Below are 21,423 nucleotides of genomic sequence, written 5' to 3' on the forward strand. Positions count from 1 at the left end.
CAATTATTGTTGATCGCGAGCCTAATGGACGCCGATTGGAGGGCCAAGCGCGCATGTCGGTGCTGGACAGTGCCTGCACTTGCGCCATGATAGCGACACGTTTGCCGACATGATGGGTACAATGCGACTTCCCGTATTGCTGATTGCAATTGTCTCGACCCTGTTGGCTCTGGCGCCAGCCTGGGGCCAATATCCCGATCCGCGCCTGCGCCCGGAACGCCCAAATCCTTCGCGATATCTGGATGATCAGGATTTCCTGATGCTGGAACGCGGTCTCGATGCGGCCGAGGACGGTAATTGGGAAACGGTGCGCGATGCCCGCCGCCGCATCTCGGACCCGGTCGCCCGCGGCATTCTCCTGTGGCGAATCGCAACTTCGGATGACCGCACCAGCTTCATGGAGCTCGACTTGGCACTCGATGAACTCGAGGGCTGGCCGCAATACGAAATGATCCGGTCCGAGGCGGAATTCAAGATCTCGACTTCTGGCCTGTCGTCGGAGTTTATCGTCAACTGGTTTGAAGGCCGCGAGCCAATCTCCGGCGAAGGCAAGATCGCGCTTGGCGAAGCGCTACGGGATGAAGGCCGGCTGGCAGAAGCCGTGCCCTACATCCGGGACGCCTGGCGGCACCATTCCTTCCGGCGCTACCGCCAGCGGGAAATTCTCGCCGCCAACCGCGATATTCTGACCCTTACCGATCACGAGGCGCGCGTTGACTTCCTGCTCTGGCGGGATCAACGAACGCTGGCGCGAGATCTCCGGGATGAACTCGACAACAGCCAACGCGCTCTTCTGGATGCCCGCATTGCTCTCGCGGCCCGGGCTCGCAATGTGAACTCTGCCGTCGATCGCGTACCCGCCTCGCTTCAGGATCATCCGGGCCTTGTCTATGAACGGGCGCGATGGCGCCGCCGCGCCAATCTGGATGAAGGCGCGCTGGAAATGCTCCTGCAGCTGCCCGATGCCCATGACGACAATGTCGCGCTGGATGATATGTGGCTGGAACGCCGCCTGATGATTCTGAACCTCATCCGTGACCGGGATTACGCCACGGCCTACGCACTGGCATCGTCCCATGGCATGAGCGAGGGCGCTGACTTCGCTGATGCCGAATTCCTCTCGGGCTGGCTGTCTCTGCGGTATCTGGATGAGCCGGCACGCGCGCTGGACCACTTCACCCATCTGGCGGAAGGCGTGTCCTATCCGGTGTCCGTATCCCGGGGCCGATATTGGCAGGCCCGGGCCGCCGAAGCGCTGGGCCAGGAAGAAGAGGCTGAAAACTTCTATCGCCTCGCTGCGGTTCATTCGACGGCCTTTTATGGTCAGCTGGCGATCGCTCGCTTACGCGATACAACGCCGCCCCAGATCAGCCTTCCCAACCAGGCCGTGCCGACCGGGGACACCGAAATCACTTTCGAGTCCCGGCCGATGACGCGTGCCCTGCGTCTGCTCGCCGAGCAGGGAGAAGACTATCTCTTCCGCGTTTTCATCTATCATTTCGACGATGAGCTGGAAGATCCGGCTGAAAGCCTGCTGCTGACGCGGCTGGCGCAGGATTATGGCTATCTTCGGCAGGGCATCCGTGCCGCGAAGGCCGCCAGCTATCGCTGGAATATCCTGTCAGAAACGAGTTATCCGGTGATCGATCTGCCGCCATCGTCAGGCTATGTGGAACCGGAGCCGGGCCTGATCCATTCGGTTATCCGGCAGGAGACCGAATTCGACCCACGCGCCATTTCCAGCGCCGGAGCCCGGGGCATGATGCAGATGATGCCGGCCGTAGCCCGGACCACAGCGCGGCGCATGGGCCTGCCCTATCGCTATGAAGCGCTGACCTATGATCCCGAATACAATATGCGTCTCGGTCGTTATCATTTGCAGGAAGTGATCGACGAGTTTGACGGCAGCTATGTGCTGGCGCTGGCAGCATATAATGCCGGCGGACACCGGGCGCGCCGCTGGATCCAGGATTATGGCGATCCGCGCTCGCCCGATGTCGATCCGATCGACTGGATCGAATCCATCCCGTTCTCGGAGACCCGGAACTATGTCCAGCGGGTGTTGGAGAATCTGCAGGTCTATCGCTGGCGTTTCGGCGATGGCGGCCCGGTGCCACTCGAAATCGAAGTCGATCTGCAGCGCGGCGGGAGCTATTTCTAGACCCGCTCCAGTGCCCGCTGGAAAATCGCCGGATCGACATTACCGCCCGTGATCAGCACCACGGTCGTCTTGTCTTTCAGATCCATCTGACCGTTCAGCAGCGCCGCAAAAGCCGTCGAACCGCCGGGTTCGCCGACCAGTTTCAGATGCTTCCAGATAAAGGCCATGGCCTCCAGCGTATCATCATCGCTGGCGGTCACCGCACCCGTCAGCTGGTGGCGGTTGATCTGGAAAGTCAGCTTGCCCGGCGACGGCGTGATAATGGCATCCTGGATCGAGCCCGAGCGGCGTTCATTGGCGACCCAATCCCCGGCGGCCAGAGATTTCCGGTGATCATCAAAGCCCTCAGGCTCAGCAGCCCAGAGTTCGCAGTCCGGGAAACGCTCGCGAATGGCCATGCCGGTCCCGGCAATCAGCCCGCCGCCACCCGCACAGCACACCAGCTGGTCCGGCGTAATGCCCGCCGCCGACAAATCCTCGGCAATTTCCAGCCCCGCCGTGCCCTGCCCGGCCATGATGTGGAAATTATCATAGGACGGCACCAGCGTCGCCCCGCTTTCCTCGACCAGCTCTTGAGAGATCGCTTCACGGTCACCACTGGCACGGTCAAACTCGACGATCCGGCCGCCCGATCGCTTGACGCCCTCCACTTTGATGGCGGGCGCATCCCACGGCATCACGATCGTTGCGGGGATGCCGAGCAGTTTCGCAGCGAGGGCCACCCCCTGCGCATGATTGCCGGAAGAAAACGCAACGACACCCTTTTCCCGATCCGATTCCGGAATACGTGAAAGCCGGTTATAGGCACCACGGAACTTGAAGGAACCTGTCCGTTGAAGACATTCCGGCTTGATCAGGACACGGCCACCGGCCCGCGCGTTGAGGACATCATTTTCCAGCAGCGGCGTGCGGTACGCCTCGCCGGCAATCTGGCCCGCAGCGCTGCGGATGTCTTCAATCGTGGGCAAATGGTCCATCTGCTGACTCCTTTTCCGGAATGGCCTGTAATCGCTTTCGAAAAATCACGCAAAGACGTTGCGCTGTGGGCGCAATAAAGGCTTGAATGCGGCCAAGTCCGATGACGGGCAAAAAGACCGGGGAGATACCAGTATGATGTTGAAGGGCGAAATGATGGATGCCCCCCTGATGATTTCAGGGATTCTGAAGCATGCCGATAACTGCCATGGCGACCGAGAAATCGTCAGCCGCTTGCCGGAAGACCTTTCGACGCACCGTTATGGCTATTCCGACGCCCACAAGCGTACCCGCCAGCTGGCCAATGCGCTGACAAAGAAGTTGAAGATCAAGGAATCCGACCGGGTTTCGACGATTGCCTGGAACACACATCGCCATTTCGAGCTCTATTACGGGATTTCCGGGATCGGCGCCGTTGTGCACACCGTCAACCCGCGCCTCGATCCGGAACAGATTGTCTGGATTCTCAACCACGCCCAGTCCAAGGCGGTCTGCTTCGACAAGACCTTTGCCCCGCTGATCGATGGCATCGCCAAGCACTGCAAGACGGTAAAGCACTGGGTTCTGATGGCGGATTCTTCGCACCTGAAAGACGTCCAGACCAAGTGCATCGCCTATGAAGACCTGATTGATGATCAGAAGGCCGATTATGACTGGCCGGTCTTCGATGAATATGCCGCTGCCGGCCTTTGCTACACATCCGGTACGACGGGCGATCCCAAGGGCGTTCTCTATTCACACCGCTCCACCATTTTGCACGCCATGGCGAGCTCCGCTGCTGACGTGATCGGCGTCGGTTCGAAGGGCAACATCCTTCCCGTCGTGCCGATGTTCCACGTCAACGCCTGGGGCATCCCTTATGCCTGCCCGATGAACGGCGCCAAGCTGATCATGCCGGGACCGCGCCTGGATGGTCCGGGCCTGCACGAGATGATCACCGAGGAGCAGGTGAATTACGTGGCCGGCGTCCCGACCGTCTGGCTGGGCCTGCTGCAATATCTGCGCGAAAGCGGAAACCGGATCGACAGCGTCCAGAAAGTGCTGATTGGCGGCTCTGCCCTGCCCGAAGCGTTGCTGCGCGCCTTCGAAGACGAATATGGCGTCATCATGCAGCAGGGCTGGGGCATGACCGAGATGAGCCCGCTGGGCACGGTCAATACGCCGCTGGCCAAGCATGAGGGCCTCAGCCGCGATGAAGAGGTCAAGATCAAACTGAAACAGGGCCGCCTCGTCTTCGGCGTCGAGATGCGCATCGTCGACGATGAGGGCAATGAACTGCCCTGGGACGGCAAGTCCTCCGGCCATGTTCATGTGCGCGGTCCATGGATTGCCTCTGGCTATTTCCGCGGCGCCGGCGCCGAGAGCTTCACCGACGATGGCTGGATGAAAACCGGCGATGTCGCCTATATGGACCGCGATGGCTACATGACCATCACCGACCGCTCGAAAGACGTCATCAAGACCGGCGGCGAATGGGTTTCCTCGATCGATCTGGAAAATGCCGCCATGGGGCATCCGGACGTGGCGATGGCCGCCGCCATCGGAATGCGACACCCGAAATGGGATGAACGCCCGCTTCTGATCGTCCAGCTGAAGCCCGGCGCCGAACAGGACAAGGAGTCCATCCTGGAGTATCTGCGCGGCGTCGTGCCCAAACTCTGGGTGCCGGATGATGTCCAGTTCATCGATGAAATGCCGATCGGTGCCACCGGCAAGATCCTCAAGACCAAGCTGCGGGAAATGTTCAAGGACTACCAATTCCCCGGCACGGAAGGCATGGGCGCCTAGGCGCGGCGGCCTCACCCCCCCTGAAACCGAGACGGCCCGGCCTCATGCCGGGCCGTTTTCGTTTGCCCCGGATTTGACAGGCGGGGGCATGATATCCGATGACAGGAAGCCTTCAGTAGCAATGGGGAGCAAGCTGAGGCACATGAATCGCTATCTCAAAATCATTCTTGTCCTGTTCGCATCAATACAGGGCTTCGCCTATGTTGCCGGCAATCTCATGAATTTCGAGAATGCCCGGCAGGTCGTTGGTCTGGTCATTTCCCAGGCAGAACATCTCTACTACCCCAACCACATCATGCCGGTCCTGTCGGGCGATGGGGCCGCAACAATCGCCCTCCTGATAATCGTCACCGGAGAGGCTCTTGTCGGCCTGCTCTGCCTGAAGGGTGCGCTTGACCTGCTGTCGGCGGCCGGTTCGGACGCAGATACGTTCGAAAACCGCAAAACCTTCGCCCTTCTGGGCACGGGCATGGGCATGATTGTCTGGTTCGGAGGGTTTATCGTGATTGGCGCCGGCCTGTTCCAGATGTGGCAGACCGAGATCGGCGACGGATCCTTCCGTGGCGCCTTTATCTATGCGGTCACCAACGGGCTGGTTTATCTGATCGTCAGTCAGCCGGAACGGCGCTGACCGATTAAACGGGACGCGGTGAGGGACAATCCCCCTCACCGCCTCTTGCACCGCGCGCCGGATTCCCATACATTTATCGAAATTCGATAAGGAGTGAGTCCGATGGAAGTTGTGATTGTTGGCGTTCTGATGATGTTCCTGCCGACGCTGATCGCGTTGCTGCGCGGGCATCACAATGCATTCGCCATCTTCCTCACGAATCTGCTGCTCGGCTGGACGGTGATCGGCTGGCTGATCGCACTGATCTGGTCAACGACGGCCCGTGAACAGCGCGTGCGGTCTGCCTAGATAAAGTCGCAGATATCCTTGAGGGATTTCTTGATCATGGCGTGTTCGGGCACGGTGGCGCCGTCGGCCGGATAACCGGCGACGATCAGCATGTAGGGTTTTTCATCCTTGGGCCGGCCGCAAATCTCTGACACGAAGGTCATCGGGTTGGGCGTGTGGGTCAGCGTCACCAGCCCGGCCCGGTGCAAGGCCGTCAGCAGCATGCCGCAGGCAATGCCGACGCTCTCATTGACGTAATAATTCTTCTTGTTCTCACCGACCGTCGCGCCGCCGCGCCTCTGGGCAAAGACCGCGATGATCCAGGGTGCAATCTCGATGTAAGGCTTGTGATCGTCGGTGCCGAGAGGCTCCAGCGCATCCAGCCATTCCTGGCTGGCCTTGCCCTCGTAGAAGGCCTTTTCTTCTGCCTCGGCGGCCTCGCGCAGTTTTGTGCGGATCGGCCCCTTCCCGATCACGGTGAAATGCCAGGGCTGGTGGTTCGCCCCTGACGGTGCCGTGCCAGCCGCCAGAACAGCATTTTCGATGATCTCGCGCGGCACATCGCGATCGGAAAACTCGCGCACCGTTCGGCGCCTGCGGATATCCTCGTAGAAGGCTTTCGCCTCGGCGGTCATTTCGTCGAGCGGCTTTTCGGTGAAGTCGAGCGGATGGCTTGTGTGAGTCATATGGAAATTCCAAATTCATCTCTAAGAATGCCAACGGATACGAAGAAATAGACAACCGAGAACATGATTAACCAGATTGAGCTAGTGGTCACCAAGGCGAACTTGATCCCGCTCAGATTGTCAAAATCAATCCATTTCAAAAGAAACAGGTTTGCGCCGAAAAGTAGCGCGATCGGCCCTACAATCACTCCTACCAAAATGGCGCTATCGCTGACTTCGCTGAGCGATATTGCATAGGTGGCGTATCCAGCTCCGAGAAGCGGCAATAGCGACACAAAGCCGAGCCAAATCGGCCACGCCAAATCCGGAATAAGACCACGAAAAAACGTATTGCCGATTCCGTACATCAACAGGAACACAGGATACAGCAGCGCCATTAATACGGCGACGCCACCCAGTAGCTGCGCGAATGTTGGCGCTAGTTCCACTCCAGCACCACTTTCCCGGACTTGCCCGAACGCATGGCATCGAATCCGGCCTGGAAATCATCGACCGGAAGACGGTGGGTAATCACGCCCGAGACATCGAGACCGGACTGCAGCATGGCCAGCATTTTATACCAGGTCTCGAACATCTCGCGGCCATAGACGCCTTTCAGCGTGATCGCCTTCAGGACCAGCTTGCCGAAATCCACCTCGACCGGTTTCGATGGCAGGCCCAGCATGGCGATCTTGCCACCCATCACCATCGCCTCCAGCATCTGGCTGAAGGCGATCGGCGCACCGGACATTTCGAGGCCGACATCGAAGCCTTCGGTCATTTTCAGACGGGCCATGACGTCTTTCAGCTCTTCCTTCGCCGTATTGACCGGCGTCAGGTGCGGTACAACGCTTTCGGCCAGTTTCAACCGGTCCTCATTGATGTCGGTCAGCACCACATGCCGTGCGCCCACATGGCGGGCAATGGCGGCGGCAAAGATCCCGATCGGACCGGCGCCGGTGACCAGCACGTCCTCGCCCACCAGATCGAACTGAAGCGCGGTGTGAACGGCATTACCCAGCGGATCGAGCACCGCCCCCATCTCGTCCGGCACGTCATCCGGCAGAGGCACGACGTTAAAAGCCGGCAGCTTCATGTATTCGGCGAAGGCCCCAGGAATATTGACGCCGATCCCCTTGGTGTCCGGGTCCAGGTGGAATTTGCCCGCCCGCGCCGCGCGCGAACTCGCACCAACAACATGGCCTTCACCGGAAACCCGCTGCCCCGGCTTCACCCGCGTCACATCCGAACCGACAGCCTCGATCACGCCGGCATATTCATGACCGACCACCATGGGCACCGGGATGTTTTTCTGTGCCCACTCATCCCAGTTATAGATGTGGATGTCGGTGCCGCAGATAGCGGTTTTCCGGATCTTGATGAGGACGTCATCCGGCCCGATCTCGGGCATCGGCGCGTCATCAATCATCCAGATGCCGGTCTCAGCTTTGGACTTGGCGAGGGCTTTCATCTTGGCGCGTCTCCGCTTTGAAACTTTCGCGCAGATATAGCATTGCCGTCAGCAAAATCGTCAAAAAGAACAGCGCCAGCGGTAACATGATCAGTTCGGCAAATTGCGCACCCCCACGCGTCACGGCCGTCGCCAGAATGATCCCTCCACCGGCAAGGCCCGGAACTGCCAACAGGCGTTTCCGGTCAACGATCAGAACCAGCGAAAATACGAGGGAATAGGCGGCAATCAGCCCCCATTTGATCCAGGTGGTCAGTGCTAGGTCCGGTAACAGCGCGGCGGCGGCCTCGCCCTGCCCCATCACGAGCAGAATGTCATTGATCACGGCGTTCTCCGCCCAGTCGGCGGGTATGGTGGCCGCGCTCAGAATGACGCCGAGCCAGGCCAGCTTGCGGCCCATCAGCCCCATGCCCAGAAAACACCAGAAGGCCAGTCCGGCATAGGCAATGGGAAACCAGAAATCGAGCGCCTGAGCGCGCTGCAATTCGGCGCGGAGGGGTGCTCCAGCCTCGCCGGCAATAAAGGCCAGATCATCTTCGCTGCCCGCAAACTCCAGCAGCAGGATGGGGGTTTCATATCCCCGTGTCAGCGGAGCGCCGGGTTCAACATCGGCGCTTCCCATCATCTGCGTCAGAACAATCGTCCAGATCGCAAAGGCGGCTGACAGGCAGAAGGACAGCCTTGCAAAAACAGACATGAAAAAGCCTCCCCGAGCGTGAAGCTTAGGGAGGCCCCTTCATCTTGTGAAGGCGTCAGCCTTCCGCAGCAGAGACCGGCGGGAAAATCCGCGCGATCGGACCGCTGGACGGGACCGGCGCCAGCAAAACGCCGCGCACCGGATTCCAGGCCGCGCCCAGCAGGACAACAATCCCGCCAAGCGTTAGCAACGTGATCGCCACGACGGCCGGAACTTCAAGGCCCGACTGGTTGACGATGACCGCAATCGAGATGCCCGCAGTCAGAAGGCCGGAGACAATCAGCGCCCGGCGATTGATCAGCAGGGATACCAGAGCGAACAGCGCAATCACCGTCAGGGCGACCACAGCCATCTGCATGGCCTGTCCACTATCCGAGGCCATGGCAGCCATCAGGTTCAGGTTTTCCGGATTGGCGAAGTCTGCTTCATCCAGCGTCCAGCCGATTTGCACCACGTTCAGCACCGCCGACAACAGGATCGGCGCGGCAAAGAAGTGCAGCCAGAAGGCCGTTCCCGCCAGGCGGGTTTCCCGGCCCGGGTCGCGCGCATCAAACACGATACCCGCCAGCATCAGCGCGCCACCGATCGCCACCATGACAGTCGGCGCATAAACGCCCACCGTGTAGGGATCAAAGGTGAACAGGGCGAGCGCCACAAGCGTCGCAAAGCCCACGCCCATCAGACCGCCCGCAAACGGCAGGCGGAAGCTGAAATAGAACATGGCCACCGGCAGCAAGGCTGCGATTCCAACGATCAGCGGCGTAATCCGCATCCAGATCGGGATATTGGCCAAAGCGTAATTCACCGCTTCACGGCCGAATTCCATATCATCGGGTGCATTGGCAAACCGGCTTTCAAGGTCAATTTCGGTAATTCCGATCCCGTGCTGCAGGAATTGCAGATAGGCCCAGACCAGCACAATCGTCGCGCTCGCCGAGAAGGCACCGCATAGAACGATGCCTGGCAGGATGCGGCGTTGCCGGCCAACCAGCAGCGCCGACAGCATCCAGACCACGACGGCAAAACCACCGATCATGCCCATCAGCGCCATCTGCCAGCGCAGCGAACCCTCGTCGATACCAAGGCCGGACATCAGCTGGACAATGCCAACAGTCATCCCGCCGAGCAGGATCAGCACGCCAATGGTCGTGAAGATATCGTGGAAATTGTTCAGGAAGGGCAGCATCTCGTCGGACGGACGGGCACTGCTCGCAGGCGGTGAATGAACCGCGTTTTCTGTATTGGCTTCAGACATCAAAACCTCCTCGGCAAAGCCCCTTGCCGTCTTGATGCCCCCCAGCATGAATATGGATGCAATTTCGCTTCCCGGGCGAAACTGCATATCGATTGGTACTAGATTATGGCGGCTCCGTCACGGGGATTAGATGACGCCCAGTCCCTTGCCGACCTTGGTGAAGGCTGCGACCGCCCGGTCGATCTGTTCCGGCGTATGGGCCGCACTCATCTGGGTACGGATCCGCGCCTTGCCCTTGGGCACGACCGGATAGAAGAAGCCGATCACATAGACGCCTTCCCGCATCAGCCGGCTCGCCATTTCCTGGCTCAGAGCCGCATCGCCCAGCATCACAGGGATGATCGGGTGCTCGCCCGGCAGAAGATCAAAGCCGGCGGCACTCATGCCGGCGCGGAAGCGTTTCGCATTGTCGAACAGGCGCGCGCGCAGATCATCGCCATTCGCCACCATGTCCAGCGCCTTAAGCGAAGCCCCGGCAATCGACGGCGCCAGCGAGTTCGAGAACAGATAGGGCCGCGAACGCTGGCGCAACATGTCGATGATTTCCTTGCGCGCAGCCGTGAAGCCGCCCATCGCGCCGCCGAGCGCCTTGCCCAGTGTGCCGGTGATGATGTCGACCCGGCCCATCACGCCGCAATGTTCCGGCGTGCCGCGCCCCTTTGCGCCCATGAAACCATGCGCATGGCAATCATCGACCATGACCAGCGCGCCATACTTGTCCGCCAGATCGCAGATCGATTTCAGATCCGCGATATAGCCATCCATCGAGAAAACGCCGTCCGTAACGATCAGCTTGTGGCGCGCGCCGGCGGCATCCGCCGCTTTCAGCTGGGCTTCCAGATCATTCATGTCGGAGTTCGCGTAACGGAAACGCTTGGCCTTGCACAAACGAACCCCATCAATGATGGAGGCGTGGTTCAGCGCATCGGAGATGATGGCGTCATTCTCGTCCAGTAGCGGTTCGAAAACGCCGCCATTGGCATCGAACGCGGCCGCATAGAGGATCGCATCTTCCTGCCCGGTGAAGTCTGCAATCGCCTTTTCCAGCTCACGGTGAACGGTCTGGGTGCCGCATATGAAGCGGACCGACGCCACGCCAAAGCCGTACTGATCCAGCGCCGACTTGGCCGCCTCGATCAGTTCGGGCCGGTTCGCCAGGCCGAGATAATTATTGGCGCAGAAATTGATGACGTGATCGGTCGAGCCATTCTGTTGCACGTCGATCTCGGAGAATTGCTGGGAGGAGATCACCCGCTCGCGCTTGAAGAGCCCTTCGGCTTCGATCTCACTCAGCGTGTTCCGGAGATGGGCATAGAAAGCGTCAGACATGTCAGGCTCCTGAAGATGAAGGCCGACACATAGCCCCTGCTTTGCTGCGGTTCAATCACCTGTAAATTCCCCTTCAAATGCTGCGGGAATCTGACGGTTTTCCTTGGCAGCCACCCCCAATCTGGTCTTAGGTAATTGACAGTGATTTGCGGGGAAAGGCCGGGAGCGGGAAACCGTCGCCGGGATAGTGGTGGCCATGAAGCCGACGGATACCAGCGATCCGGAATATTTCCATAAAGTCGTCGATTGTCAGTACGCCTGCCCGGCCCATACGCCGGTTCCGGATTATATCCGGCTGATCGCACAGGGCCGATATACGGACGCTTATCTGCTCAATCGCCGTTCGAATGTCTTTCCGGGCATTCTGGGCCGTGTCTGCGACCGCCCGTGCGAACCCGCCTGCCGGCGCACCCGGGTCGAGGACGAACCGGTCGCCATATGCCGCCTGAAACGGGTCGCCGCGGACCATCGCGACGAGGTCAGCCACCTTGTCCCGAAAGGCGGCAAATCGAACGGCAAGAAGATCGCGCTGATCGGCGCCGGCCCGGCCTCGCTGACCGTTGCCAATGATCTCGCCCCGCTGGGATATGACTGCACCGTCTTCGAGGCGCTGGAAAAGCCGGGCGGGCTGATGATCTCCAACATCCCCTCCTTCCGCCTGCCGGAAAAGGTTCTGGACGACGAGATCGGCTATATCCTCGACATGGGCGTCAAGCTGAAGACCGGCCATCGCATCGATTCGATGAAGGATCTGCTGGACGAGGGCTATGACGCCGTCTTCGTCGGCTCCGGCGCGCCCAAGGGCAAGGACCTCAACATCCCCGGCCGGGAAGAAGCCGCTGACAATATTCACATCGGCATCGAATGGCTGGAATCCGTTGCCTTCGATCACATCGAGAAGATCGGCAAGCGTGTGCTGATCATCGGCGTGGGCAATACCGCCATGGATTGCTGCCGCACCTCGCTGCGCCTCGGTTCATCCGATGTGAAGGTGATGGCGCGCAAGCCGCGTGAATTCTTCAAGGCCTCCCCCTGGGAGCTGAAGGATGCCGAACACGAGAATGTCCAGATTGTCGTCAATCATTCGCCCAAGGCCTTTGTGGTCGAAAACGGCAAGCTGACGGGCATGACCTTCGAATTGATGGAATATGACCTCGACGAGAAGGGAAACATTACCGACACCCGCATCACCGGCGAGACCACCATTCCCTGTGACGATGTCATTCTGGCCATCGGTCAGGACAATGCCTTCCCCTGGATCGAGCGCGATATCGGCCTCGAATTCAACAAATGGGATGCGCCTGTCGTCGACAAGACCACCTTCGAATCCACCCGCAAGGGCGTGTTCTTTGGTGGCGATGCGGCTTTCGGCCCGCTGAACATCATCTGGGCCGTGGAACACGGCCATCAGGCGGCGATCTCTATCCACAAGCATTGTCAGGGTGAAGATGTCGCCGACCGTCTGCCGCGCGGCGTCAATCTGGAAACCGTGAAGATGGGCCCGAATGAATGGTCCTATTCCAACGACTATGATCCGGAACACCGGCGCGAAATGCCGGAAGTCGACCTCGCCGAACGTTTCAAGACTCTGGATATCGAGGTCGAGCTGGGTTTCACGCCCGAGCAGATAAAGACCGAGGTCGAACGCTGTCTCAATTGCGACATCCAGACCGTCTTTTCGGCTCTGGCCTGTACCGAATGCGATGCCTGTATCGATATCTGCCCGGTCAACTGCCTGACCATCACCCATAATGGCGAGGAAGCCGACCTTCGCACCCGCCTCGCCGCACCATCGGACAACACCGATCAGGCGCTTTATGTATCGGGCGACCTGCCCCTCACCGATCGCGTTATGGTGAAGGATGAAGACCTTTGCCTGCACTGCGGCCTGTGCGCCGAGCGCTGCCCGACGGGCGCCTGGGACATGCAGAAATCCACCATTTTCCTGCCGCATGCCGATGACGAGCTTGCTGCAGCCGCCAGCCGGAGAGCCGCGGAATGAATATCCAAGCCCAGCCCAATGCGGCCGGATCGCAGGCCGTGAAGGTCAATGACTTCGTCATCAAGATCGGCAATGTGAATGGCACCGGTTCGGCCTCGGCCAACGGGCTTTTGATGAAGTCCATCTTCCGCATGGGCGTGCCGATTGTCGGGAAGAATCTGTTCCCGTCCAACATTCAGGGCCTGCCGACCTGGTACGAGATCCGCGTGTCCAAGGATGGCTGGACCGCCCGGCGCGGCGATGTCGACCTGATGGTCGCCATGAATCTGGAAAGCTATGAGCAGGATCTGAAATCCGTCTCGCCCGGCGGGGCCCTGCTTTATGATTCGACCTGGCCGCGCCCGAAAATGCATGGTCGCGAGGACATCACCGTTATCGGCGTGCCGCTCGCGCGCATGACCAATAGCGAGTTTTCCAACGCCCGTACCCGCGTTCTGATGAAGAACATGGCCTATGTCGGCGCCGTGGCTGCCCTGACCGGCATCGACATGGAAGTGATCCGCTCGCTGGTCGAGGAGACCTTCAAGGCAAAGCCCAAGCTGATCGAGCCGAACATGAAGGCGCTGATGCTGGGGTTTGATTATATCCGCGAGCATTACCCGCCGCTGCCCCTGCGCGTCGAACCGATGGACGAGACGAAGGATCACATCCTGATAGAGGGCAATGACGCAGCGGCGCTGGGTTGTGTCTATGCCGGGGCCACCTTCGGCGCCTGGTATCCGATCACCCCGTCCACCTCGCTGATGGATGGCTTCAAGAAGCATTGCCAGAATTTGCGTGTGGATGAGGAAACCGGCAGGAATAATTACTGCATCATCCAGGCCGAGGACGAATTGTCGGCTGCCGGCATGGTCATTGGTGCCAGCTGGAATGGGGCGCGTTCCTTCACGCCGACTTCGGGCCCGGGCATTTCCCTGATGAGCGAGTTCATCGGCTTTGCCTATTATGCCGAAGTGCCATCGGTCTTCTTCGATATCCAGCGTGTCGGACCGTCCACCGGCATGCCGACCCGCACCCAGCAGGGCGATATCCTGCTCGCCGCCTATGCCAGCCATGGCGATACCAAGCACATCGTTCTGTTTCCGGCCGATCCGAAAGAGTGTTTCGAATTGTCGGTCGATGCTTTCGACATTGCCGAACGGTTCCAGACACCGGTCTTTGTCCTGTCAGATCTCGATATCGGCATGAATGAGTGGATGGTTCCGCGCTTTGAATGGGATGATGCCCGCAGGCCGGACCGCGGTAAGGTTCTGCACGCTGCCGAACTGGAAAATGTCGAGAAGTTCCACCGCTATCTGGATGTCGATGGAGACGGAATTCCCTACCGCACCATTCCGGGTGAACACCCCAAAGGCGCCTATTTCACCCGCGGATCGGGCCATAACAAGTTTGGTGGATACACAGAAGATTCAGTTGCTTATCAGGAAGTTCTCGACCGGATTCTTCAGAAATGGAAGAATTCAGCCGATCAGCTTCCGCGTCCCGTGATCAAATCCGCGAGTGAGCCGACAAAGCGCGCCATCCTGACGGTTGGCGGGTGCGATGCTGCGGTGCGCGAGGCGATCGAGGAAATGGCAGAAAACGGCCTGCATTTCGATTATCTGCGGGTCAAGGCCTTCCCCTTCCACACCGAAATCAAATCCTTCCTGGCCGAACATGACACCATTTTCGTGGTCGAACAGAACCGCGACGGCCAGCTCCGCCAGCTCCTGATCAACGAAACCGATGTCGAGAAAAAGAAACTGATCCCCATCCTCGATTATTCCGGCATGCCGGCAGACACGGAACTGGTCGCGCGAATGATCACGGCCCATTGCGAGGGAGAGGAATAATGACCTCGATCAAGAAACCCCTCGTCGACAAGCATCTGCGCAAAAACAGGCACGGGCTGACACAGCGCGATTATGAGGGCGTGGCCTCCACGCTGTGCGCGGGCTGTGGCCATGATTCCATCACAGCGGCCTTTGTGCGCGCCTTCCACGAGCTGGATCTCGAACCGCACCGCGCGGCCAAGGTCTCGGGCATTGGCTGTTCGTCGAAGACCACCGCCTACTTCCTCGGCCAGTCCAGCGGCATCAACACCGTCCATGGACGCATGCCGTCGGTGGCAACGGGCGCTGCAGCGGTCAATCCGGACCTGCACTATATCGGCGTGTCGGGCGATGGAGACTCGCTCTCCATCGGGCTGGGCCAGTTTGCTCATGCCATCCGCCGCAATCTCAACATGCTCTATGTGATCGAGAATAATGGCGTTTACGGCCTCACCAAGGGCCAGTTCTCGGCCTCGGCAGACGTCGGCACCCGCGCCAAATACGGCGAGGTCAATGAACAGACGCCGATCGATCCGGTCAGCCTGGCCATCAATCTGGGCGCCACCTTTGTGGCGCGCGGTTTCTCGGGCGACAAGGAACAGCTGGTGCCCCTGATCAAGGCCGGTCTGATGCACAAGGGCTTTGCCCTGATCGATGTGGTTTCACCCTGCGTGACCTTCAACGACCATGCCGGCTCGACCAAGTCCTATGCCCATACCTACAAATACTATCACCCGGTCATCCACGCCGATTTCGTGCCGGAAGAGACCGAGATCACTGCCGCCTACAAGGATGGCGAGGCGATCACCGTGCCGATGCATTCCGGCGGCCAGGTCATGCTGCGCAAGACTGATCGCAGCCATGATCCGCGCGACAAGGATGCCGCGCTGTCCGTCCTGCGCTGGAAGGAAGGCGCGGAAGTCCTGACCGGGCTCATCTATATCGATGAAAACCGCCCCACCATGGGCGACATGAACCATCTTCCGGAGACACCGCTGAACGCGGTGGATCACGCCAAGCTGTGTCCGGGTTCGGACAAGCTCAAGGCGCTGATGGACGGGTATGCATGAGAAATATTGTCATCGTCCGGCTTGATCGGGCGATCTCGACGAGAAGGTCCTGCGATCAAGTCGGAGGATGACGGTCGCGTTGGCTAAAGGGACGGCAGATCCAGCCCCTGCTCGCGCGCGCACTCCTTGGCGATGTCATAGCCCGCATCGGCATGGCGCATGACGCCCGTGCCCGGATCATTCCAAAGCACACGCTCGATGCGCTTGGCCGCTTCCGGCGTACCGTCACAGCAGATCACCTGGCCGGAATGGATGGAATAGCCCATGCCGACGCCGCCGCCATGGTGCAGCGACACCCAGGTCGCACCTGAGGCCGTGTTCAGCAGCGCATTCAGCAGCGGCCAGTCGGCCACCGCGTCCGATCCGTCCATCATCGCTTCGGTCTCGCGATTGGGTGACGCCACAGAGCCGGAATCCAAATGATCCCGGCCGATCACCACCGGCGCTGACAGCTCGCCATTGGCGACCATCTCGTTGAACGCCAGGCCCAGGCGATGGCGCTGGCCCAGACCGACCCAGCAGATGCGCGCTGGCAGGCCCTGGAAGGCAATGCGCTCCCTCGCCATATCCAGCCAGTTATGAAGGTGCGGATCATCGGGGATCAGCTCCTTCACCTTGGCATCGGTCTTGTAGATATCCTCGGGATCGCCCGACAGCGCCGCCCAACGGAAGGGACCTATCCCCTTGCAAAAGAGCGGGCGAATATAGGCCGGCACAAAACCCGGGAAATCGAATGCATTCTTTACTCCAACATCCTGCGCCATTTGCCGGATATTATTGCCATAATCGAGAACAGGAATGCCTTGCTCCCAGAAGGCCAGCATGGCCTTCACCTGATCCGCCATGGATTGTTTGGCCGCCGCTGAAACGGCGTCCGGATCGTTCTCGCGCTTCTCGAACCATTCTTCCAGCGTCCAGCCGGCCGGCAGATACCCATTCACCGGATCATGCGCAGAAGTCTGGTCCGTTACCGCATCCGGGCGGATGCCGCGCTTCACCATTTCCGGGAAAATCTCGGCCGCATTGCCCAAAAGGCCGACGGAAACCGCCCGCCCCTCGGCATGCGCCTTTTCGATGATAGCGAGCGCCTCATCCAGCGTGTCGGCGCGCTCGTCCAGATAACGGGTCCGCAAGCGCATATCGATGCGCGAGGGCTGGCATTCCACGGCCAGCATGGAGGCACCTGCCATGGTCGCGGCCAGCGGCTGGGCCCCGCCCATGCCGCCCAGACCACCGGTCAGGATCCACTTGCCCTTGAGATTGCCGCCAAAATGCTGGCGGCCCACTTCGGCAAAGGTCTCATACGTGCCCTGAACGATGCCCTGGCTGCCGATATAGATCCAGGAACCGGCCGTCATCTGGCCGTACATCATCAGGCCCTTTTTATCGAGCTCGCGGAAATGTTCCCAGTTCGCCCAGGCCGGCACCAGGTTGGAATTGGCGATCAGCACGCGCGGCGCATCCGCATGGGTCTTGAACACGCCCACCGGCTTGCCCGATTGCACCAGCAGGGTTTCGTCATCTTCCATGCGCTTCAGCGTGGAAACGATCCGGTCAAACGCCTCCCAGTCGCGCGCCGCCCGGCCAATTCCGCCATAAACCACCAGTTCTTCCGGCTTCTCGGCCACATCCGGATCGAGATTGTTCATCAGCATCCGAAGCGGCGCTTCGGTCAGCCAGGACTTGGCGTCGAGCTCCGTTCCGGTCTTGGCGCGGATAGTGCGGGCATTATCAAGGCGGGTAGAGGCCATCAGGCAGGCTCCCAGTGCAGGTGTTCAGCTGCATCCAGCGCAGCCTGTAGAATGTCTTTCAGCAATGGCTGGAGTTTCGCCGCTGCCGCTTCATCATAGGCGATGGCGGCCTCGTCCATATAGGCGCGCTGCGCCAGCTCCATCTGGAGGGCGTGGATATTGTGACGCGGCAAGCCATAGGTGCGCGTGATCCAGCCGCCCTTGAACCGGCCATTGGCGACGGTCTCGTAATCGTCCTGATCCAGCATCACCTGCGTCACCGCGCGTTCAATGGCGGAACCGCACGATTGGCCATCATTGGTGCCCAGATTGAGCACCGGCAATTCGTCCTCGAACAGGCGCGGCACATTCGACGCGATGGAATGAGCGTCATAGAGCACGCAATAGCCATGAATGGCCCGCACGCGCGCGATCTGCTCGCTCAGCGCCTGATGATAGGGATCGAAGAAATCTGCCCGCCGTTGCTCGATCTCGGCCTCGTCCGGCGCTGCGCCCTCATAGACGGGGGCGCCATCAAACAATTCCGCCGGCACCAGGCCGGTCGTCGCCTGCCCCGGATAGAGCGATTGCCCGCCCGGATCACGGTTCAGATCAATCACAAAGCGCGAATAATTGGCCTTCAGGATGGTCCCATCCATATCGGCTGCGAAGGCGTAGAGCCGATCCACGAACCAGTCCGTATCCGGCAGTCTGCGCGCTTCTTGCGTCATCCGCTCCAGAATGACCGGAGGCACATCTGTACCGGCATGCGGCACATTGATGACCAGCGGACTTTGCCCTTCACGTAAGGAAAAAACCTCGCTCATCACGCCACTCCGGGCAGATCGGCAATGCCGTCCAGTGCGCCTTCAGCAACCATTTCGGTGGCCCTGGCGATATCCGGCGCAAAGAAGCGATCATCTTCCAGCATCGGGATCTCGGCGCGAAGAGCGCTCTTGGCGGTCTCCAGAGCCTGCGAGGAGCTTAGCGGCGCATGAAAATCCATACCCTGAGCGGCCGTCAGCCATTCCAGGGCAATGATCGCCTGCAGATTGGACGTCATCTCCAACAAACGCCGGGCGCCATGGGCGGCCATGGAGACATGGTCTTCCTGATTGGCCGACGTCGGAATGGAATCGACGCTGGCCGGCGCAGCGCGCTGCTTGTTCTCGCTGACCAGAGCAGCCGCCGTCACCTGCGGGATCATGAAACCGGAATTGAGCCCCGGCGCCGGCGACAGGAAGGCCGGCAGGCCGGACAGGTTCGGATCCACCAGCATGGCCTGACGCCGCTCGGACATCGAACCGATCTCGGCGATGGCCAATGCGATCATGTCGGCGGCAAAGGCTACCGGTTCGGCGTGGAAATTCCCGCCCGAGATGGCGTCCGGCCCTTCCGGGAAGATCAGCGGATTGTCTGTGACAGCGTTGGCTTCTGTCTGAAGCGTCGCGGCGGCCTGCCGCAAAACATTCAGCGCCGCGCCCATCACTTGCGGCTGGCAGCGCAGGCAGTACGGATCCTGCACCTTGTCGCAATCAGCATGGGAATCGTTGATGGCACTACCTTCAAGCAATGCGCGATAGGCCGCCGCCGCATCGATCTGGCCCTGATGGCCCCGGCAATCATGAATGCGCGGATCGAAGGGCGCCATGGAACCCTTGGCGGCATCAACACTCATCGCACCCGTCACCAGCGCGGATCGGAAAGCACGCTCGGCCTCAAACAGCCCTGCCAGCGCATAGGCCGTCGAGAATTGCGTACCATTCAGCAAGGCCAGCCCTTCCTTCGGGCCCAGCTCGACCGGCTTGATACCGGCCTTCGCAAGGCCGTCGGCAGCCGACATGCGATCACCGGACAAATAGACCTCTCCCACACCCATCAGGGCGGCCGCGAGCTGCGACAGCGGGGCCAGATCCCCTGAAGCGCCGACCGACCCCTGTGATGGAATGACGGGGATCACATCCGCCGCCAGCATGGCCTCCAGCGTTTCGATAACGATCCAGCGGACCCCGGAAACACCACGGCCCATGGACGACATCTTCAGCGCCACCATCAAGCGCACGATCCCGCGCGGCATCGGATCGCCAATTCCTGCGCAATGTGACAGGACAAGGCGCTTTTGAAGTTCGGCAAGCTCGGCATCGGCAATGCGGCTCTGCGCCAGCTTTCCGAAGCCGGTATTGACGCCATAGACGGCGCGACCCGAATTCAGGAGCTCCTGAACCGCTTCCGCGCCGCGTTCGATTTGCCCCTTGCAGCCGCGGTCCACGCTGACAGCCCCACCGCGATAGATGTCTCGCCAATCAGCCAGCGCCATGGCGCCGGGTCGCAGCGTCACGCTCATGCCCATTCTCCGGATAGGATGCGGCCATGAAGCGGCCGCGCGCCAACCCATTGGACCAGCTGCGCCAGATTGTCGACCTCCCAGACGGCCAGATCACAGCGCTTGCCAACTTCGATCGTGCCGATCTCGTTTTGCAGACCGAGGGCTCGCGCACCCTGGCGCGTGATGCCGGCCAGCGCTTCCTCCACCGTGAACCCGAACAGCGTGCACGCCATGTTGGCCGTCATCAGCAAGGACAGCACCGGCGATGAGCCGGGATTGGCGTCGGTGGCGAGCGCCATAGGCACACCCGCCTTGCGCAGCGCCGCAATCGGCGGCTTCTGTGTCTCGTTCAGCATGTAGAAGGCGCCCGGCAGGATGACCGCGACCGTTCCCGCCTCCGCCATCGCCGCCACGCCGGCATCATCGGTGTATTCCAGATGATCCGCGCTCAACGCACCGAATTCGGCGGCCAGCGCCGCGCCGCCCAGATTACTGAACTGGTCGGCATGCAGCTTGATCATCAGGCCGGCCTCCCGCGCAGCCTCGAATACGCGCCGCGTTTGCTCCGGTGAAAAAGCAATCTTTTCGCAATAGGCATCCACGGCATCCGCGAGCCCTTCACGCGCCGCTTCCCGGATCAGCGGTATACAAATCTCGTCGACATAATCGTCGGCCCGCCCAGCATATTCCGGTGGGATGGCATGGGCGGCGAGAAGCGTGGATTGCACCCGCAAACCGGTCACCAGACCCAGGCTGCGAATGGCCTTCAACATGTTCAGTTCCGACTCGAAGTTTAGCCCATAACCTGTTTTAATTTCTATGGTTCCTAGACCTTCTTGATGCAACGGATCGAGTCTGGACAGGGTCGCTGCCGCCAGGTCGGCTGCACTGGACGAGCGCACTGCTTTCACTGTCGAGACGATGCCGCCCCCGGCTTTGGCAATCGCTTCATAGCTTTCACCCGCCAGCCGCTTTTCGAACTCCAGCGATCGGTCGCCTGCAAACACGATATGCGTATGGCAATCGACGAGGGCGGGGGTCACCCACCGGCCTTCTAGATCGACGATTTCCGCTGCGTCCGGCGCGTCGGTGACGTGCCCCACGAAAGCAATGCGGCCATCACGGACGCCCACCGCCCCGTCTTCCATGGCACCATAAGGCTCGGAACCCGCCATTGTGGCCAGCCGGGCATGGGTAAAGATGCGATCAAGGCGCACGGCGCTCTCCCCAAGGCGAACAGAATCC

At 60.4% G+C, this 21,423-nt stretch carries 18 protein-coding genes; 7 read left to right on the top strand and 11 right to left on the bottom strand.

The window, feature by feature from the left end; translation table 11 throughout:
* The first annotated feature begins 79 nt into the window (after positions 1–79).
* Positions 80–2,161: a lytic transglycosylase domain-containing protein gene (locus V0U79_RS01710; protein ID WP_330197727.1), complete on the top strand. Its 2,082-nt coding sequence runs from the start codon at positions 80–82 to the stop codon at positions 2,159–2,161.
* On the opposite strand, the gene V0U79_RS01715 is transcribed toward V0U79_RS01710, so the two are convergent.
* Positions 2,158–3,138 carry a threonine ammonia-lyase gene (locus tag V0U79_RS01715; protein WP_330197728.1) on the bottom strand — a complete coding sequence of 327 codons (981 nt, stop codon included), beginning with the start codon at positions 3,136–3,138 and terminating at the stop codon, positions 2,158–2,160. The two genes, V0U79_RS01710 and V0U79_RS01715, sit on opposite strands and share 4 nt — an antisense overlap.
* A 133-nt stretch (positions 3,139–3,271) precedes the next feature.
* On the opposite strand from V0U79_RS01715, the gene V0U79_RS01720 reads away from it, so the two are divergent.
* The 3 genes from V0U79_RS01720 (at position 3,272) to V0U79_RS01730 (ending at position 5,843) form a co-directional block, all read left to right on the top strand.
* A complete protein-coding gene (locus V0U79_RS01720; RefSeq protein ID WP_330197729.1) occupies positions 3,272–4,924 on the top strand; it encodes a long-chain-fatty-acid--CoA ligase in 1,653 nt (550 codons plus the stop codon).
* Positions 4,925–5,066: 142 nt separating this feature from the next.
* The gene (locus V0U79_RS01725) at positions 5,067–5,555 is read left to right on the top strand and encodes a DUF2165 family protein (RefSeq protein WP_330197730.1); all 489 of its coding nucleotides are present in this window, start codon (positions 5,067–5,069) and stop codon (positions 5,553–5,555) included.
* 102 nt (positions 5,556–5,657) lie between these two features.
* Positions 5,658–5,843 (top strand): superinfection immunity protein, encoded by a 186-nt coding sequence (locus tag V0U79_RS01730; RefSeq protein WP_330197731.1) that lies wholly within the window; start codon positions 5,658–5,660, stop codon positions 5,841–5,843.
* Here the strand turns inward: V0U79_RS01730 and V0U79_RS01735 are convergent.
* From V0U79_RS01735 to V0U79_RS01760, 6 genes are all read right to left on the bottom strand, one after another.
* Positions 5,840–6,508: a nitroreductase family protein gene (locus V0U79_RS01735; RefSeq protein WP_330197732.1), complete on the bottom strand. Its 669-nt coding sequence runs from the start codon at positions 6,506–6,508 to the stop codon at positions 5,840–5,842. The genes V0U79_RS01730 and V0U79_RS01735 overlap by 4 nt on opposite strands.
* Complete coding sequence (locus V0U79_RS01740; protein ID WP_330197733.1) at positions 6,505–6,936, bottom strand: hypothetical protein; 432 nt, start codon at positions 6,934–6,936, stop codon at positions 6,505–6,507. The genes V0U79_RS01735 and V0U79_RS01740 overlap by 4 nt, the downstream gene beginning before the upstream one ends.
* Complete coding sequence (gene tdh / locus V0U79_RS01745; protein WP_330197734.1) at positions 6,927–7,958, bottom strand: L-threonine 3-dehydrogenase; 1,032 nt, start codon at positions 7,956–7,958, stop codon at positions 6,927–6,929. The genes V0U79_RS01740 and tdh overlap by 10 nt, the downstream gene beginning before the upstream one ends.
* A complete protein-coding gene (locus tag V0U79_RS01750) occupies positions 7,930–8,655 on the bottom strand; it encodes a hypothetical protein (protein ID WP_330197735.1) in 726 nt (241 codons plus the stop codon). The genes tdh and V0U79_RS01750 overlap by 29 nt, the downstream gene beginning before the upstream one ends.
* Positions 8,656–8,710: 55 nt before the next feature.
* Entirely contained in the window at positions 8,711–9,910 is a 1,200-nt protein-coding gene (locus V0U79_RS01755; protein WP_330197736.1) for a hypothetical protein, read from the bottom strand.
* 126 nt (positions 9,911–10,036) lie between these two features.
* The gene (locus V0U79_RS01760; RefSeq protein ID WP_330197737.1) at positions 10,037–11,239 is read right to left on the bottom strand and encodes a glycine C-acetyltransferase; all 1,203 of its coding nucleotides are present in this window, start codon (positions 11,237–11,239) and stop codon (positions 10,037–10,039) included.
* A gap of 196 nt (positions 11,240–11,435) precedes the next feature.
* Here V0U79_RS01760 and V0U79_RS01765 point away from each other — a divergent pair, with 196 nt between their 5' ends.
* From V0U79_RS01765 to V0U79_RS01775, 3 genes are read left to right on the top strand one after another with little or no spacing between them, the layout of a single operon-like run.
* A complete protein-coding gene (locus tag V0U79_RS01765) occupies positions 11,436–13,241 on the top strand; it encodes an FAD-dependent oxidoreductase (protein WP_330197738.1) in 1,806 nt (601 codons plus the stop codon).
* Complete coding sequence (locus V0U79_RS01770; RefSeq protein ID WP_330197739.1) at positions 13,238–15,073, top strand: 2-oxoacid:acceptor oxidoreductase subunit alpha; 1,836 nt, start codon at positions 13,238–13,240, stop codon at positions 15,071–15,073. The genes V0U79_RS01765 and V0U79_RS01770 overlap by 4 nt, the downstream gene beginning before the upstream one ends.
* Entirely contained in the window at positions 15,073–16,122 is a 1,050-nt protein-coding gene (locus tag V0U79_RS01775; RefSeq protein WP_330197740.1) for a 2-oxoacid:ferredoxin oxidoreductase subunit beta, read from the top strand. Before V0U79_RS01770 ends, V0U79_RS01775 begins: the two co-directional genes overlap by 1 nt.
* 83 nt (positions 16,123–16,205) lie before the next feature.
* Here V0U79_RS01775 and hutU read toward each other — a convergent pair whose 3' ends face one another.
* From hutU to hutI, 4 genes are read right to left on the bottom strand one after another with little or no spacing between them, the layout of a single operon-like run.
* Positions 16,206–17,873, bottom strand: coding sequence for a urocanate hydratase (gene hutU, locus V0U79_RS01780; RefSeq protein ID WP_330197741.1), 1,668 nt, complete (start codon positions 17,871–17,873; stop codon positions 16,206–16,208).
* Positions 17,873–18,679, bottom strand: a complete 807-nt coding sequence (gene hutG / locus V0U79_RS01785) for an N-formylglutamate deformylase (RefSeq protein ID WP_330197742.1) — start codon at positions 18,677–18,679, stop codon at positions 17,873–17,875. The genes hutU and hutG overlap by 1 nt, the downstream gene beginning before the upstream one ends.
* Positions 18,679–20,202 (bottom strand): histidine ammonia-lyase, encoded by a 1,524-nt coding sequence (gene hutH / locus V0U79_RS01790; protein WP_373696418.1) that lies wholly within the window; start codon positions 20,200–20,202, stop codon positions 18,679–18,681. Before hutH ends, hutG begins: the two co-directional genes overlap by 1 nt.
* A complete protein-coding gene (gene hutI / locus V0U79_RS01795) occupies positions 20,193–21,395 on the bottom strand; it encodes an imidazolonepropionase (RefSeq protein WP_330197744.1) in 1,203 nt (400 codons plus the stop codon). The genes hutH and hutI overlap by 10 nt, the downstream gene beginning before the upstream one ends.
* Between the last annotated feature and the right edge of the window lie 28 nt (positions 21,396–21,423).

Source organism: Hyphobacterium lacteum, from assembly GCF_036330345.1.
Taxonomy (GTDB): Bacteria; Pseudomonadota; Alphaproteobacteria; order Caulobacterales; family Maricaulaceae; genus Hyphobacterium; species Hyphobacterium lacteum.

Excerpts from the sequence above, each read along its gene's own strand:
- V0U79_RS01715 (WP_330197728.1), bottom strand. The coding sequence starts at position 3,138 with ATGGACCATTTGCCCACGATTGAAGACATCCGCAGCGCTGCGGGCCAG.
- V0U79_RS01720 (WP_330197729.1), top strand. The coding sequence starts at position 3,272 with ATGATGTTGAAGGGCGAAATGATGGATGCCCCCCTGATGATTTCAGGG.
- V0U79_RS01725 (WP_330197730.1), top strand. The coding sequence starts at position 5,067 with ATGAATCGCTATCTCAAAATCATTCTTGTCCTGTTCGCATCAATACAG.
- V0U79_RS01730 (WP_330197731.1), top strand. The coding sequence starts at position 5,658 with ATGGAAGTTGTGATTGTTGGCGTTCTGATGATGTTCCTGCCGACGCTG.
- V0U79_RS01735 (WP_330197732.1), bottom strand. The coding sequence starts at position 6,508 with ATGACTCACACAAGCCATCCGCTCGACTTCACCGAAAAGCCGCTCGAC.
- tdh (WP_330197734.1), bottom strand. The coding sequence starts at position 7,958 with ATGAAAGCCCTCGCCAAGTCCAAAGCTGAGACCGGCATCTGGATGATT.
- V0U79_RS01750 (WP_330197735.1), bottom strand. The coding sequence starts at position 8,655 with ATGTCTGTTTTTGCAAGGCTGTCCTTCTGCCTGTCAGCCGCCTTTGCG.
- V0U79_RS01755 (WP_330197736.1), bottom strand. The coding sequence starts at position 9,910 with ATGTCTGAAGCCAATACAGAAAACGCGGTTCATTCACCGCCTGCGAGC.
- V0U79_RS01760 (WP_330197737.1), bottom strand. The coding sequence starts at position 11,239 with ATGTCTGACGCTTTCTATGCCCATCTCCGGAACACGCTGAGTGAGATC.
- V0U79_RS01765 (WP_330197738.1), top strand. The coding sequence starts at position 11,436 with ATGAAGCCGACGGATACCAGCGATCCGGAATATTTCCATAAAGTCGTC.
- V0U79_RS01770 (WP_330197739.1), top strand. The coding sequence starts at position 13,238 with ATGAATATCCAAGCCCAGCCCAATGCGGCCGGATCGCAGGCCGTGAAG.
- V0U79_RS01775 (WP_330197740.1), top strand. The coding sequence starts at position 15,073 with ATGACCTCGATCAAGAAACCCCTCGTCGACAAGCATCTGCGCAAAAAC.
- hutU (WP_330197741.1), bottom strand. The coding sequence starts at position 17,873 with ATGGCCTCTACCCGCCTTGATAATGCCCGCACTATCCGCGCCAAGACC.
- hutG (WP_330197742.1), bottom strand. The coding sequence starts at position 18,679 with ATGAGCGAGGTTTTTTCCTTACGTGAAGGGCAAAGTCCGCTGGTCATC.
- hutH (WP_373696418.1), bottom strand. The coding sequence starts at position 20,202 with ATGGGCATGAGCGTGACGCTGCGACCCGGCGCCATGGCGCTGGCTGAT.